The organism is Actinocorallia lasiicapitis, from assembly GCF_054778695.1.
In genome coordinates, this window is the sequence record NZ_BAAGZI010000138.1 from 1 (window position 1) to 13615 (window position 13615).

A 13615-nucleotide genomic window follows, 5' to 3' on the forward strand; every position below is an offset into this window, starting at 1 on the left:
GGGCCCTGCTCGACCTCGGCGAGGCGAGCCCGCCGGGGCTCCTCGGCTGTGCGCTGGCGCTGCCGCCGCTGGCACCCTTCCTGACGCGGGACGTCGGGGTGCCGGGCACGGGGTTCTCCCTCACCGCCGCCCACCTCAGGGACGGCGCGGTGCTGCTCGCCGCGGGATGGTGCGGCGCCCTGGCGCTCTGCCTGCTCGCCGCGGTGCTGTTGAACGCGGTCGAACGCCGTCCGGGCACGGTCCGGCCGCGGCCTCTCGCCGGACGGCTGCCCTGGTGGCGTCCGGCGCTGTTCCCCGTGGCCGTCGCGACCGTGGTGAGCGCGTCCCGGCTCCACGGGAATTCCGGTTTTCTGCTGTACCTGGCGGGGACGATCCTGCTCTGGGCGAGCCTGCCTTCGGTGGCGGGCTTGGCGGCCCGGCACCTCGGGCGGCTGATGGTCCGGTGGGGGAGCGGACGTCCGGCGATGCTGATCGGCGGCCGGTGGGCCGCCGCCCATCCGGGTGTCTGTGTGCGGATGGGCGCCGCGCTGATCGTCGGGCTGGGGCTGGTCTGCCAGCTCCAGGTCTGGTCGGACCGGTTCGAGGAGCGCGCGGCGCCGGAGACCAGGGCGGGTGAGCGGACCTTCGGTGACACCGTGCTGCGGGTGGGGGTGCGCGACGGCGACGTCACGGCCTTCGCCGGCTCCCTGCCGCGGGGTTCGACCGCGATCGCTCTGCGGACGACCGAGCGGCAGCAGGGGGATGACCTTCGGGTGAGCGTCGTGTTCGCCGCTCCGTGCCCGGCCTTGCGGGCCGCGAGGCTGCCGTGCCCCGCTGGTCGTGTCCCCACCACCGATCCGAGGCTCCGCCAGGCCGTCTGGCCGGCCCGGGCGTCGACCTTCTTGGAGACGGCGCCGATCGACGGCGCCCGCGAGCTCGTGGTCCTTGGACCGCGCGGCCAGCGGCAGGCCGTGACCGCCGCGGCATGGCGCTCCTTCAGGCACCCCACCGTCGACGTGCCCTGGCAGTCGGCGATCGGCAACGGCTACGAGGTGGCGCGGATGGGTCCGTGGATCTTCCTCGGCGGGCTCTGCGGGATCGGGCTGCTGCTCCTGTCGGCCTTGATCTCGGTGGCGGCGGAGTTCTTGCGCTTCGGCGCCGCGCTGGCCCCGCTGACCGTGCTGACCGACCGGCCGTCGCTTTTCCGAGGGGTCGCGTTCTGGCATCTGGCCGTGCCGATCTTTCTCTCGGCGCTCTTCGGCACCGTCCTGGCGGCCTGGCACGGGCTCTACTTCATCGCGACGGTCCAGGAGAGCCACCTGGACTGGGTCCTGCTCCTGTCGGTGTCGTCCGCCACGTGCCTCACCGCTCTGCTGATCGCGCTCCTGGCCGGCCGCTCGGCGCTCCGGGCGGCCCGTTCCTGGCGGCCGGTCGCCGATTAGAGGTCAGGGGTGGGTGTTGGCTAGGGCGGCGCAGGTGCCGGCGGTGAGGGTGGTGAGGACCAGGCGGTGGAAGAGGGTGGGGTTGATGTGGGGGGTGAGGCGGTCGCCGAGGTGGGCGGCGAGGCGGGTGACGGGGAGGGCGGAGGCGGCCAGGAGGAGGGGGGTGGGGGTGAGGAGGCCGGTGGCGGTGAAGCCGGTGAGGGAGACGGCGGCGCAGGCGGTGAAGACGACCGCGAGGGTGGCGCGGAAACGGGGCGGGGTGAAGGACATGGACTGGAGGGCGGCGACCAGCGGGGGGCCGTTGGTGCCGGTCGAGGTGGCCAGGACGCCGCAGAGAGCGCCCGCGGCCAGAACGTAGGGCGGGGTGGCGGGCAGGCGGAGCTTCGCGGCGACCAGGACGGTGCAGGCCAGGCTGACCGCGGCGATCACCACCGCCAGGACAGGGGCCGGGGCGTAGCGCAGCACCAGCAGACCGAACGGCATCCCCAGCAGGGCGGCGGCCAGGAGACGGACGGCCGCCGGCCAGTGGACGTCGCGACGGTGCCGGGCGACGGCGGAGGACGTCTGGGCGAGGCACACCAGGGTCGAGGCGACGACGGCGGCGCGCGGATCAACGACCAGAGTCAGCAGCGGGACGGCGACCAGAGCGAAGCCGAAACCGGTGACGGCCTGGGCGAACGCCGCGAAAGCGAAGATCACCATCGGCAGGAGGAGGGACACAGGGAGGAGTACATACCAACCGGTCGGTATCTTCAAGAGGTGACGGCGGAATTGTGCCGCCGAACAATACCGGGCGGCCGAAGGTCAGGAGCCATCGAAGATCAGGAGGCTAGGGTGGCCGGATGGCCGACTGCGTGTTCTGCGCGATCGTCGCGGGCGCGCCCGCGTTCCGGGTGCTCGACGAGCCCGGCTGTGTGGCGTTCCTGGACACCAGGCCCGTGTTCAAAGGGCATGTGCTGCTGGTGCCGCGGCTCCACTACGAGACCCTGACGGACCTGCCGCCCGACCTGGTCGAGCCCGTGTTCGCCGCCGCCAGACGGCTCGCCGGGGCCGTCGAGAGCGGGCTGGGCGCGGGCGGGACTTTCGTGGCGCTGAACAACCGGGTCAGCCAGAGCGTCCCGCATCTGCACGTCCACATCGTGCCCAGGACCAAGGGCGACGGGCTGCGCGGGTTCTTCTGGCCGCGCCGCAAGTACGATTCGGACGCGGAGGCGTCGGACTACGCCGCGAGGATCGCCGGTGCCCTCTAGTCCGACAGGGCGTCTAGTCCGACAGGGCGTCGAACATCGAGGTGAAGGGCTCGGCCGAGCTGGGGTAGATCTGGTCCCAGTCGGACCGCAGGGCGGCGTCGGTGTGCAGGTCGCGTTCGGCGCGGTCCAGGACCGTGCTGAGGATGTACTGGCCGACCGTCCAGCCCTGGAGTTCGGCGGCCTTGCGGATGATGTTCGCCTCTTCCTCCGTGGCGCCGAAGCCGAGGTCCGTCATCGGGCCTCCTCTCCTGACAAGACTCAAGGTACGCCCGGAATCGCCTACCTGGTACCCCAGGAATAGGTCTGCTTGCGCAGTTTCAGGTAGACGAAGCTCTCCGTCGAGACGACGGTCGGCACCGCGCGGATCCGGCCCAGCAGCTCCAGGAGCTGGTCGTCGGTCTCGGCGACCAGCTCGACCAGCAGGTCGAACGAGCCCGCGGTGATCACCACATAGTCGATCTCGGTCATCTCGGCGAGCCGGTCGGCGACCTCCTGGAGATCGCCCTCGCACTTGATCCCGATCATCATCTGGCGTGAGAAGCCCAGCATGAGAGGGTCGGTGACGCCCACAATCTGCATCACCCCGGTGTCGAGCAGCCGCTGCACCCGCTGGCGGACGGCCGCCTCGGACAGGCCCACGGCCTTGCCGATCGCGGCATAAGAGCGCCGGCCGTCCTCCTGTAGTTGCTCGATGATCTGCTTTGAGGTCTCATCGAGGTGGACGCGGCCGTTGCGGGGGTGGGGCTCGCTCATGTGGCCCATCCTTCCGGTTCGCCGGGGTTCTGCGGGCCGCATAGCCTCACAGGTGCCGTAAGGTACCGCAGTTTCGCTGCGGCATCGCGTCCTCAGAGCGCCCCGCTACAAGGGATTTCGTTGCGAAATGTGATCGTAACAACGGAATCACTTGTTGAAAGGGTTATGCTCTGCCAAGGTCAGTGCGACACAGGACACACTCGGAGGTCGAAGATGACCGGCAAGGCGCTCCTGCGCAACTTCGTCAACGGAGAGTACGTCGAGGCCAAAGACGGCCGGTACAGCGACGTGATCGACCCGGCGACCGGCGAAGTTTACGCGCAGGCACCGGTTTCGAGCGCAGCGGAGGTTGACGCCGCTTTCGAGGCGGCGCAAGCCGCCTTCCCAGGCTGGCGCGACGCCACCCCGAAAGACCGCAGCCTCGCGCTGCTCAAGATCGCTGACGCGATCGAAGCTCGCGCGGACGAGATCGTCGCCGCGGAGTGCAAGAACACCGGCAAGCCGATCCAGCTGACCATGGACGAGGAAATCCCGCCCATGGTCGACAACATCCGCTTCTTCGCGGGCGCCGCCCGGATGCTGGAGGGGAAGTCGACCGGCGAGTACATGGCCGACCACACCTCCTCGATCCGGCGCGAGCCGATCGGCGTCTGCGCGCAGGTCGCGCCGTGGAACTACCCGATGATGATGGCGGTGTGGAAGTTCGCCCCGGCGCTGGCCGCGGGCAACACCGTCGTGCTCAAGCCGTCGGACACCACGCCGGTCTCCACGCTGCTCCTCGCGGAGATCGCGAACGAGTTCCTGCCGCCGGGCGTCTTCAACGTGATCTGCGGTGACCGCGACACCGGCCGAGCGCTGGTCGAGCACCCCATCCCGCAGATGGTGTCGATCACCGGCTCGGTCCGGGCGGGCATGGAGGTCGCCGCGGCCGCCGCGCGCGACCTGAAGAAGGTCCATCTGGAGCTGGGCGGCAAGGCGCCCGTCGTCGTCTTCGAGGACGTCGACATCGCCGCGGCCGCCGAGGGCATCGCCGGAGCCGGCCTGTTCAACGCCGGCCAGGACTGCACGGCCGCCACCCGCGTGCTCGTCCACGAGTCGATCGCGGCGGAGTTCACCGCCGCGCTGGCCGCGGCCGCCGCGGACCTCAAGACCGCGGGCCCCGACGACGCCGACGCCTTCTACGGCCCGGTCAACAACGCCAACCAGCTCGCCCAGGTCCAGGGCTTCATCGACCGCGTGCCCGCCCACGCCAAGATCGAGACCGGTGGCCACCAGGTCGGCGAGTCGGGCTACTTCTTCGCCCCGACCGTCATCTCCGGCCTCAAGCAGGACGACGAGCACATCCAGAACGAGATCTTCGGCCCGGTCATCACGGTCCAGTCGTTCGACACCGAGGAGACGGCGGTCCGCTGGGCCAACGGCGTCAAGTACGCCCTCGCCGCGTCGGTGTGGACCAAGGACCACGGTCGCGCGATGCGGATGACCAAGGCCCTGGACTTCGGCGCGGTGTGGGTCAACACGCACATCCCGTTCATCAGCGAGATGCCGCACGGCGGCTTCAAGCACTCCGGGTACGGCAAGGACCTGTCGATGTACGGATTCGAGGACTACACCCGGATCAAGCACGTCATGCACTACATCGGCGCCTAGTCGCATACCCTGCTTCCTCGCTCCAGGCTCCATCACCTCCAGGCTCCACGCTCCATCCCCTCCGCGGCCGATCCCCGGCCGCGGAGGGACCGCGCACAACCCCCAGAAGGAACAAGTGGTAATGACGGAGATCCAGTCCGCCGTTCCCGGAACAGCACCCGATATCCTCCCCGCCATCCAGCTGGTGAACATCACCAAGTCGTTCATGTCGCACGGCGAGACCGTGCAGGCCGTCAAAGGCGTGAACATGGAGATCGGTGAGGGCGAGTTCTTCTCGATGCTCGGGCCTTCCGGCTGCGGCAAGACGACGACCATGCGGATGATCGCAGGGTTCGACGAGCCGACCTCAGGCGAGGTCTACCTCCACGGCAAGAACGTGGTCGGGGTTCCGCCGAACAAGCGCGACGTGAACATGGTGTTCCAGTCGTACGCCCTGTTCCCGCACATGAGCATCGCCGACAACGTGGCCTTCGGGCTCAAGCGCAAGGGCGTGGAGAAGGGCGAGATCGCCCGCCGCGTCGGCGAGATCCTGGAGATCGTCGGACTGACGGGCCGCGAGAAGCGCCGTCCCAAGGAGCTGTCCGGCGGCCAGCAGCAGCGCGTCGCCCTGGCCCGCGCCCTGGTCAACAAGCCGCGCGCGCTCCTGCTGGACGAGCCGCTCGCCGCGCTGGACCTCAAGCTCCGCCAGAACATGCAGGTCGAGCTCAAGCGCATCCAGCGCGAAGTCGGCATCACCTTCGTCTTCGTCACCCACGACCAGGGCGAGGCGCTCACCATGAGCGACCGCATCGCGGTCATGAACGACGGCGTCGTCGAGCAGCTCGGTTCCCCGCGTGCGATCTACGAGAACCCGGCGACCAAGTTCGTCGCGGGCTTCATCGGCACCTCGAACCTGCTCGGCGGCACGGTCACCGAGATCATCGACGGGAACGCCGTGATCGCGCTGGGCGCCGACGAGAACATCGTCGTGCCGACGGCCGCTGTCGCGGTGGGCGGCGAGCTGGAGCTGACGGTCCGCCCGGAGAAGATCGACATGACGGTGGCGGCTCCCCGCCCCGGCTGCTCGCGGATCCGCGGCACCGTCACCGAGGTCATCTACCTGGGCACCTCCACCAACTACAACGTCCGCACCTCCAACGGAGCGGACTTCGTGGTGTTCACCCAGAACGCCAACAACAGCGACGACATCGCCGTACGAGGAGACTCGGTGTGGCTGTCGTGGGAACCGCGCCACTCCTACGCCATCGGAGCATGACCATGACCGAGATCAACCCCCTTCTTCAGCGCGGCCTCACCCAGCGGCGCGACTTCCTCAAGCTGATGGGCATCGGCGTCGTCGGCCTGGCCGCCGCCGCGTGCGGTGTCGAGGGCCAGGGCGGCAAGGACAAGGTCGCGCAGTCCGACGTCGAGAAGTACTGGGCCGGCAAGACCAAGAACAACAAGCTGAACTGGGCGAACTGGGTCGGCTACATGGAGGACGACCGCACCACGCTGAAGGCCTTCACCAAGGCCACCGGCATCGCGGTCACCTACAAGGAAGTCATCAACGAGAACGCCGAGTGGTTCGGCAAGATCGACGCTCCGCTCCGTGCGAACCAGTCGATCGACTTCGACCTGATGGTCATGTCGAACGGCATCCAGCTCGAGCAGACCCGTCAGCTCGGCTACCTGGCGCCCCTCGACCACAGCAAGCTGCCGAACTTCGCGACCAACGCCGGCGAGTCGTTCAAGAACCCGAGCTACGACCCGAACAACGCCTTCACGATCCCCTACGTCTCGGGTATCACCGGCATCGCGGTCAACACCAAGTACGTCAAGGAGCCCATCACCAAGTGGGCCGACCTGTTCAACCCGAAGTACAAGGGCAAGATCGGCATGATGGCCGACTCGCAGGAGCTCGGCAACGTCGGCCTGTTCCTGCTGGGCGTCGACCCCGAGAAGTCCACGCCCGAGGACTGGGAGAAGGCCGCCGACAAGCTGCGTGAGCAGCGGCCGCTGGTGCGTAAGTACTACACCCAGGACTACATCGAGGCCGTCACCAAGGGCGACGTCTGGATCACCATGGCCTGGTCCGGTGACGCTTACAGCCTCGCGGGCCCCGAGGTGAAGTTCGTGATCCCCGAAGAGGGCGGCACGATCTGGACCGACAACCTGTGCATCCCGAAGACCGCCGAGAACCCGGTCGACGCGCTCGAGCTGATCAACTGGCTCTACGACCCGCGGAACAACGCGACGCTCACGGAGTACATCAACTACATCACCCCGGTCCCCGCGACCAAGGCGTTCATCCAGAAGGACGCCGACGCCGCGAAGGGTGAGGCCAAGGAGTCCCTGGAGTCCCTGGTGGCCAGCCCGCTGGTGTACCCGACGGCCGAGGACATGGCCAAGCTGCGCCGCTACCGCACCCTGAACCAGACCGAGAAGGAGCAGTACCAGAAGGTCTTCACCCCCATCCCCCAGGGGTCGTAGTGCGGAGTCGTCTCACGCCGTACCTGATGATCCTGCCCGCGGGGTTCTGGCTGCTGGCCTTCTTCGCGATTCCGCTGGTCATGATGCTGTCCTTCTCACTGATGACGGGCAACATCGTCGACGGTTTCGCGATGACGTTCCACTGGCAGAACTACACCGAGGGCCTCGATCTCTACGGCGACAAGCTGCTGCGGTCGCTCTGGTACGGGTTGCTGGCCACGGGCCTGTGCATCGCGCTCGCCTACCCGGCCGCCTACTGGATCGCGTTCAAGGCGGGCAGCCGCAAGTCGGCCTACCTGTTCCTGCTGCTCCTGCCGTTCTTCGTCTCGTTCATCCTGCGGACGGTCTCCTGGAAGTTCGTCCTCGCCGACAACGGGATCCTGCTGGGCAACCTCAAGAGCTGGGGCGTCGTGCCCGAGGACTTCCACATCCTCGGCACCACCGCCGCGGTGATCGGCGGGCTGACCTACAACTTCCTGCCCTTCATGGTGCTACCCATCTACGTCGCCCTCGAGAAGATCGACTTCCGGGTGATCGAGGCGGCGCAGGACCTGTACGCGTCGCGGCTGCAGACCATGCTCCGGGTGGTCTTCCCGCTGTCGCTGCCCGGCGTGTTCGCCGGCGTGATCATGACCTTCATCCCGATCTCCGCGGACTATGTGAACGCGGACGTGCTGGGCGGCCCGAACAACGTCATGATCGGCAACATCATCCAGACCGAGTACTTCAACAACAGCGACTACCCGATGGCCTCGGCCCTGTCGTTCATGCTGATGGGGATCCTGTTGATCGGCATCTTCCTCTACGCCAAGGCCCTCGGCACCGAGGACGTCCTCGAGGCGGCGGCGACCAAATGAGCAATAAGGGACGCGGGCTCCACGCCTACACCTGGGTGCTGATCGGCTGGCTGGTCCTGCCGATCGCCGTCATGATCCTGTTCGGGTTCAACGACACCAGCAGCAAGCAGAACTTCGTCTGGGAAGGGTTCACGTTCAAGTGGTACGTCCACTTGTTCGACAAGGAGGACCTCACCCAGGCGCTGATCAACTCGCTGGTGATCGCTGCCCTGAGCACGGTCATCACGACGGTGATCGGCACCATGGCCGGCATCGCCCTCGGACGCTACCGGTTCCGCGGCAAAGGGCTGTCGAACCTGGTGCTGTTCGCGGCGATCTCCTCGCCCGAACTCGTCATGGGCTCCTCGCTGCTGTCCATGTTCGTCACCCTGAACACCCCGCGCGGCTTCGCGACCATCCTGGTCGCCCACGTGATGTTCTCCATCGCCTTCGTCGCGGTCACCGTGCGTGCCCGCGTCGTCGGGATGGACCCGTCCGTGGAAGAGGCCGCCGCAGACCTGGGCGCCTCCTCCTGGGAGACGTTCCGGCTGGTCACCTTGCCGATGATCATGCCTGGTGTGGTCTCCGGTGCGATGCTCGCGTTCGCCCTGTCGATCGACGACTTCGTCATCACCAACTTCACCAGCGGGTCAACGGTGACCTTCCCCCTGTGGGTGTGGAGCTCCACACGCACGGGAACACCCCCCCAGGTCAACGTCATGGGGACGTTGATCTTCGCTGTCGGCGTCCTGATCGCGATCGTCAACGTGGTCAGATCCCGCCGCCGCACCACCTGAGAAGTGACCCTAGTGCCCGGCCGGAGAGCCTCCGATCGACAAGATCGGACTCCGGCCGGGCGCCCAGGGGGCACAGGAGAAGGGAAATGTGAACGCGCTCAAGGCTCTCGCCGAGGCGGAGCCGACACCGTTCTGGCTGCAAGACCCGGCTCGACCTGAGCCCTACCCGTCGCTGGTGGAGACGACCACCTGCGACCTCGTCGTCATCGGCGGCGGCTACACCGGTCTGTGGACCGCGCTGATGGCCAAGGAACGCGACCCGTCCCTCGACGTCGTGCTCGTCGAGAAGGACCGGATCGGGGGCGCGGCCTCGGGCCGCAACGGCGGATTCTGCTCCGCCTCCCTCACCCACGGCCTGTGGAACGGCATGGCCCGCTGGCCCAAAGAGATCACCACGCTGGAGCGGCTCGGCCAGGAGAACCTCGCCGGGATCGCCGCGACCGTCGCCCAGTACGGCATCGACTGCGAGTACGAGCCGACCGGTGAACTGCTCGTCGCCACCGAGGACTGGCAGCTCGCCGACCTCGCCGAGGAGGCCGAGCACGGCACCCGGCTCGGCCACGACATGCGGCTGTTCGACCAGGAGCAGGTCCGCGCGGAGATCAACTCCCCGACCTATCTGGGCGGCGTGTGGGACGTCGACGGCGCCGCCATGCTCAACCCCGCCAAACTGGCGTGGGGCCTGCGTGAGGCGTGCGCGTCGCTCGGCGTCCGGATCTACGAGCGGACCGAGGTCACCGGGATCAGCAACGGCCGCCGCGTCGAACTGACCACGCCCTACGGGAAGATCAGCGCCGCTAAGGTCGCGCTCGGCACCGGCGTGTTCCCGCCGCTGCTCAAACGGCTCAAGAACTATCTGGTGCCGGTGTACGACTACGCGCTCATGACCGAGCCGCTGACGGCCGAGCAGATGGACTCCATCGGCTGGCGGAACCGGCAGGGCATCGGCGACTGCGCCAACCAGTTCCACTACTTCCGGCTGACGTCCGACAACCGGATCCTGTGGGGCGGCTACGACGCGATCTACCACTTCCGCAACGGGCTCCGCGAGGAACTGGAACGCCGGCCGGAGACCTTCGCGCTGCTGTCGTCGCAGTTCTTCACCACGTTCCCGCAGCTCGAAGGGGTCGGTTTCTCGCACAGCTGGGGCGGGGTCATCGACACCTGCTCCCGGTTCTGCGCCTTCTACGGCAAGGCGCTCGGCGGGAACCTGGCCTACGCCGTCGGCTACACGGGTCTGGGCGTCGGGTCGACACGGTTCGGCGCGAACGTCATCCTCGACAACCTGGGCGTCGGCCTGAAGCCCGGCGAGGTGACCGAACGCCAGCGCCTGGAGATGGTCCGCTCCAAGCCGTTCCCGTTCCCGCCCGAACCGTTCCGCTTCGGCGCCATCCAGCTCACCCGCTGGTCCATCGCCCAAGCCGACCGCAACGCCGGCAAACGCAACCTCTGGCTCCGCACCCTAGACCGCCTGGGCCTGGGCTTCGACAGCTGATGCCACGGCAAGGCCCGGCCCTCAGATCGATGAGGGCCGGGCCTTTGACGTCCTTGCGGGTCGCGTGCTCACTGTCAGGCGGTGAAGAGGAGGGTGAGGCCGCCGATGGTGTAGAGGACCATGAGGACGAGGAGGGGGAGCTGGCCGGTGAGGGCTCGGCGGCGGGGGAGGAGGGCTATGGCTCGGTCGTGGGCGGCGAAGACGCCCAGGACGTGGCCTAGGACTACCGCGCCTGCGCGGAGGGCGGCGCTGGTCGTGTCGGTGATGACCGGGTCTACGGTGAAGTTTGCCAGGGAAAGGTAGTCGTGGCCTGTGCCTAGAGGGTCCGACCAGTTGATCAGGGCCTGCTGGGTGCCGGTGATCAAGAGGGTCAGGTAGTGGGCGAGGACGTAGCCGACGGCGATCGGGATCAGGGAGTGGGCCAGGGCCATGGGGGCCGTCGGGCCGATCGGGCGGGTGCACGCCCAGTAGGTGACGGCGACCAGCGCGATCAAGGTGACCAGGCCGAGGGTGGCGTACAGGGTCTTCGGCAGGACCCCCGACTGGATCTGGGTGATCCACCAGATGTTCCGGGAGAAACCGTCATAGGCCGTCGAGCCGAGCATGACGGCGATCGTCATGACCAGTCCCGGCGCCTCGGGCAGGCCGACCAGGCCGTCGAACGGGTTGCGGAAGACCAGCCGGCCGTCGGACGGGCGGCGGCCGATCGGGGCGAGCCTGCCGATGAAGTTGGAGTAGGTCTCGAACGGGTCGGCCTTGTCGAACCAGGCGGCGCCGAAGACCGTCGAGGCGACCAGAGTGATCGTCGCGTAGACCGCGAACCAGGTGAGCAGGGCCGGGCCGTCGGTCCGGTTGGCCGGGACCAGCTCCATCCAGGTGAACGCGAACAGCCCCACCGCGGACGGCCAGTATCCCACCCACGCGGGCAGCGCGGCGAGGGGCTTGCCGCCGCTGAGCAGGGCGATCCCGCGGTGGAGGGTGCGCAGCGGGTTGAGCAGCTTCCAGACCGGGCCGAACAGCAGCGACAGCGGGACGATCCCCACCCAGAATAGGATGTAGATCGTCCAGGGGGCGGGGTTGGCGTTCGCGCCGGGCCCCGCGGCCGCGGCGACGACCGTGGCGGCCGTCGCGACCAGCCCGAACGCCGCCAGCAGCGCCCGCAGGACCCGGGAGTCGGCGACGGCCGTGAGCCAGCCCGGCACGGGACGTCCCGCGTCGGCGTGGAACCGGGACTTCTGCCAGACGAACCCGAGGGCCAGGAACGACACCAGGACCGCCAGCGACGCCCCGGCCAGCAGGAAGCTGAACGAGATCGGCAGGTCCTGACGTCCGCCGATCCCGTGCGCCAGGATCATCAGGAGACCTGGAGCTGGAAGAGCAGCAGACCGGAGTCGTGGGTCTCGACCTCGAAGGTGCCGGTCTGGTCGGCGGTGAACTCGATCGTCAGGGGCTGGCCCGGCTTGAGCGCGCCGCCCTTGTCGTAGCCGTGGATGTGCAGCTCGTCGGCCTTGTCGCTGATCACCGTGATCTTGAGCTCGGCGCCCTTGGCGATCTTCTTGGTGGCCGGGCGCGGGGTGACCTTGCCGCCGGTGATCTCGACCTTGATCTCCGTGCCCGCGAATGTCGGGGAGGCCGACGCCGAGGCCGTCGCGGACGGGGCGGCGGCCGCCGAGGTGGACGGAGCGGCGCTCGCCGTGGGCGCGTCGTCCTTCTTCTCGCCGCCGCAGGCGGTGAGCAGGAGCGGCAGGGCCACGACGGGGACGAGGAGACGGAGACGGCTGGACAAGAAGGGACTCCAGAGTCGGGAGGGGCGGATGCTCCCGCACAGTTTAGGGATCCCGGAGTAGGGGTCCGATAAGAATCAGCCCAGTGCGGCGGCCACCCGCGCGGCGGTCGGGCGGTCCCCTGGATCTTTGAGACAGCTCCTGATCAGGTCGGCGAGCGCGTCGGGGACGTCCGGGGCGATCACCGGTGTGGTGGACAGCACGGTGCGGAGCGTCAGCAGGGCGTCGTCGGTGGGGAGGCTGCCGTACAGGCCCCGGCCGGCCAGCGCCCAGTGCAGGGACGCGCCCAGCGACCACACGTCGGAGGCGGGGGACGGTTCGTCGCCGCGCAGCAGCCCGGGGTCGGTGAACTCGACGGAGCTGATCCGCCCCATGCCCGTCACCTCGACGCCCGGGGTCAGCACCTGGGCGAGCCCGAGGTCGGACAGCTTCGCGCCGTCGCCGGTCAGCAGCATGTTCCCCGGTTTGATGTCGCGGTGCACGATCCCGGCGTCGTGCAGGGCCTGGGCGGCGAGCGCCGCGCACGCCACCGCCTTGATCTTGAGTTCTCCGCTGACGGGCGCGGCCGGCTCGGCGAGCGAGCCGCCGGGCAGGTACTCCATCGAGTAGTAGAAGATCCCGCCCTGCTGGCCGGCGTCGTAGAGGGTCACCAGATGGGGTGACTGCACGACCGCGAACGCCTTGAGTTCGCGGGTGGCGCGCCGGAAGGCGTCCTCACCGGTGCCGCCGCACACCTTGACGGCCACCTGGTCGGCCTGGACGGGCAGCCGCGCGGGCCGGGCGGCGAGGAAGAACTCGCCGTGGTTGCCCTGTCCGAGCGAGCGGACGAACTCGTAGTCGGCGATGCCGCGCATGACAGGCTCCCAAAGGGTCAACGGGGGGCGGGGACGTAGGGGCCGACGGTCTCGTCGGGGTCGGCGGCCGCCACGAACGCGGCCAGCTCACCGGCCGGGTCGGCGCTGAAGCGGGCGTGCACCTGGACGGGCAGCGCGTCGCTCCGCACTCCGGCGGCGACCTCCTCCAGCCGGTCGAGGACGGCCGTCAGCTCGACGAGCTCCTCCGACAGCCCGAGCCCGACCTCCAGCCGTTCCCCCGGGTAGGGCGGTAGATGCACCAGGACGAGTTCGGCCGTGCCGTGCGCGCGGGCCGCGGCCGCGCCC

At 68.7% G+C, this 13615-nt stretch carries 15 protein-coding genes; 8 read left to right on the forward strand and 7 right to left on the reverse strand.

Features of this window, described 5'->3' with window-relative positions; all coding sequences use genetic code 11:
- A partial coding sequence (locus ACYVE7_RS17020; RefSeq protein WP_460365688.1) for a hypothetical protein occupies positions 1-1421 on the forward strand: 1421 nt, incomplete at its 5' end.
- A gap of 3 nt (positions 1422-1424) precedes the next feature.
- Here the strand turns inward: ACYVE7_RS17020 and ACYVE7_RS17025 are convergent.
- Entirely contained in the window at positions 1425-2141 is a 717-nt protein-coding gene (locus ACYVE7_RS17025; RefSeq protein WP_460365689.1) for a sulfite exporter TauE/SafE family protein, read from the reverse strand.
- Between the two features lie 122 nt (positions 2142-2263).
- Here ACYVE7_RS17025 and ACYVE7_RS17030 point away from each other — a divergent pair, with 122 nt between their 5' ends.
- Positions 2264-2671, forward strand: a complete 408-nt coding sequence (locus ACYVE7_RS17030) for an HIT family protein (RefSeq protein WP_460365690.1) — start codon at positions 2264-2266, stop codon at positions 2669-2671.
- A gap of 13 nt (positions 2672-2684) precedes the next feature.
- On the opposite strand, the gene ACYVE7_RS17035 is transcribed toward ACYVE7_RS17030, so the two are convergent.
- On the reverse strand, positions 2685-2906 hold the full coding sequence (locus ACYVE7_RS17035) for a type II toxin -antitoxin system TacA 1-like antitoxin (protein ID WP_460365691.1): 222 nt from the start codon (positions 2904-2906) through the stop codon (positions 2685-2687).
- A 44-nt stretch (positions 2907-2950) separates the two neighbouring features.
- Positions 2951-3433 (reverse strand): Lrp/AsnC family transcriptional regulator, encoded by a 483-nt coding sequence (locus ACYVE7_RS17040; protein ID WP_460365692.1) that lies wholly within the window; start codon positions 3431-3433, stop codon positions 2951-2953.
- Positions 3434-3637: 204 nt separating this feature from the next.
- On the opposite strand from ACYVE7_RS17040, the gene ACYVE7_RS17045 reads away from it, so the two are divergent.
- The 6 genes from ACYVE7_RS17045 to ACYVE7_RS17070 all read left to right on the forward strand — a co-directional run bounded on the left by ACYVE7_RS17045 (position 3638) and on the right by ACYVE7_RS17070 (position 10671).
- Positions 3638-5074: a gamma-aminobutyraldehyde dehydrogenase gene (locus tag ACYVE7_RS17045; RefSeq protein WP_460365694.1), complete on the forward strand. Its 1437-nt coding sequence runs from the start codon at positions 3638-3640 to the stop codon at positions 5072-5074.
- A 121-nt stretch (positions 5075-5195) separates the two neighbouring features.
- On the forward strand, positions 5196-6329 hold the full coding sequence (locus ACYVE7_RS17050; RefSeq protein ID WP_460365695.1) for an ABC transporter ATP-binding protein: 1134 nt from the start codon (positions 5196-5198) through the stop codon (positions 6327-6329).
- A gap of 2 nt (positions 6330-6331) precedes the next feature.
- Positions 6332-7543, forward strand: a complete 1212-nt coding sequence (locus tag ACYVE7_RS17055; RefSeq protein ID WP_460365696.1) for an ABC transporter substrate-binding protein — start codon at positions 6332-6334, stop codon at positions 7541-7543.
- A gap of 26 nt (positions 7544-7569) precedes the next feature.
- Positions 7570-8400 carry an ABC transporter permease gene (locus ACYVE7_RS17060; RefSeq protein ID WP_460365697.1) on the forward strand — a complete coding sequence of 277 codons (831 nt, stop codon included), beginning with the start codon at positions 7570-7572 and terminating at the stop codon, positions 8398-8400.
- Positions 8397-9176, forward strand: a complete 780-nt coding sequence (locus ACYVE7_RS17065; RefSeq protein ID WP_460365698.1) for an ABC transporter permease — start codon at positions 8397-8399, stop codon at positions 9174-9176. The genes ACYVE7_RS17060 and ACYVE7_RS17065 overlap by 4 nt, the downstream gene beginning before the upstream one ends.
- Positions 9177-9264: 88 nt before the next feature.
- A complete protein-coding gene (locus ACYVE7_RS17070; protein WP_460365699.1) occupies positions 9265-10671 on the forward strand; it encodes an NAD(P)/FAD-dependent oxidoreductase in 1407 nt (468 codons plus the stop codon).
- 74 nt (positions 10672-10745) lie between these two features.
- On the opposite strand, the gene ACYVE7_RS17075 is transcribed toward ACYVE7_RS17070, so the two are convergent.
- The 4 genes from ACYVE7_RS17075 to ACYVE7_RS17090 all read right to left on the reverse strand — a co-directional run.
- Positions 10746-12026 carry a hypothetical protein gene (locus tag ACYVE7_RS17075; protein ID WP_460365700.1) on the reverse strand — a complete coding sequence of 427 codons (1281 nt, stop codon included), beginning with the start codon at positions 12024-12026 and terminating at the stop codon, positions 10746-10748.
- Positions 12026-12457 carry a cupredoxin domain-containing protein gene (locus ACYVE7_RS17080; protein WP_460365701.1) on the reverse strand — a complete coding sequence of 144 codons (432 nt, stop codon included), beginning with the start codon at positions 12455-12457 and terminating at the stop codon, positions 12026-12028. The genes ACYVE7_RS17075 and ACYVE7_RS17080 overlap by 1 nt, the downstream gene beginning before the upstream one ends.
- 75 nt (positions 12458-12532) lie before the next feature.
- The gene (locus ACYVE7_RS17085; protein WP_460365702.1) at positions 12533-13309 is read right to left on the reverse strand and encodes a serine/threonine-protein kinase; all 777 of its coding nucleotides are present in this window, start codon (positions 13307-13309) and stop codon (positions 12533-12535) included.
- A gap of 17 nt (positions 13310-13326) precedes the next feature.
- Positions 13327-13615: hypothetical protein (locus ACYVE7_RS17090; RefSeq protein ID WP_460365703.1), on the reverse strand; the 289-nt coding region annotated here is incomplete at its 5' end.

Bases quoted from the DNA above. Each gene is read 5' to 3' on its own strand.
- ACYVE7_RS17045 (WP_460365694.1), top strand. From the start codon at position 3,638: ATGACCGGCAAGGCGCTCCTGCGCAACTTCGTCAACGGAGAGTACGTC.
- ACYVE7_RS17085 (WP_460365702.1), bottom strand. From the start codon at position 13,309: ATGCGCGGCATCGCCGACTACGAGTTCGTCCGCTCGCTCGGACAGGGC.
- ACYVE7_RS17060 (WP_460365697.1), top strand. From the start codon at position 7,570: ATGATCCTGCCCGCGGGGTTCTGGCTGCTGGCCTTCTTCGCGATTCCG.
- ACYVE7_RS17055 (WP_460365696.1), top strand. From the start codon at position 6,332: ATGACCGAGATCAACCCCCTTCTTCAGCGCGGCCTCACCCAGCGGCGC.
- ACYVE7_RS17075 (WP_460365700.1), bottom strand. From the start codon at position 12,026: ATGATCCTGGCGCACGGGATCGGCGGACGTCAGGACCTGCCGATCTCG.
- ACYVE7_RS17035 (WP_460365691.1), bottom strand. From the start codon at position 2,906: ATGACGGACCTCGGCTTCGGCGCCACGGAGGAAGAGGCGAACATCATC.
- ACYVE7_RS17040 (WP_460365692.1), bottom strand. From the start codon at position 3,433: ATGGGCCACATGAGCGAGCCCCACCCCCGCAACGGCCGCGTCCACCTC.
- ACYVE7_RS17065 (WP_460365698.1), top strand. From the start codon at position 8,397: ATGAGCAATAAGGGACGCGGGCTCCACGCCTACACCTGGGTGCTGATC.
- ACYVE7_RS17050 (WP_460365695.1), top strand. From the start codon at position 5,196: ATGACGGAGATCCAGTCCGCCGTTCCCGGAACAGCACCCGATATCCTC.
- ACYVE7_RS17030 (WP_460365690.1), top strand. From the start codon at position 2,264: ATGGCCGACTGCGTGTTCTGCGCGATCGTCGCGGGCGCGCCCGCGTTC.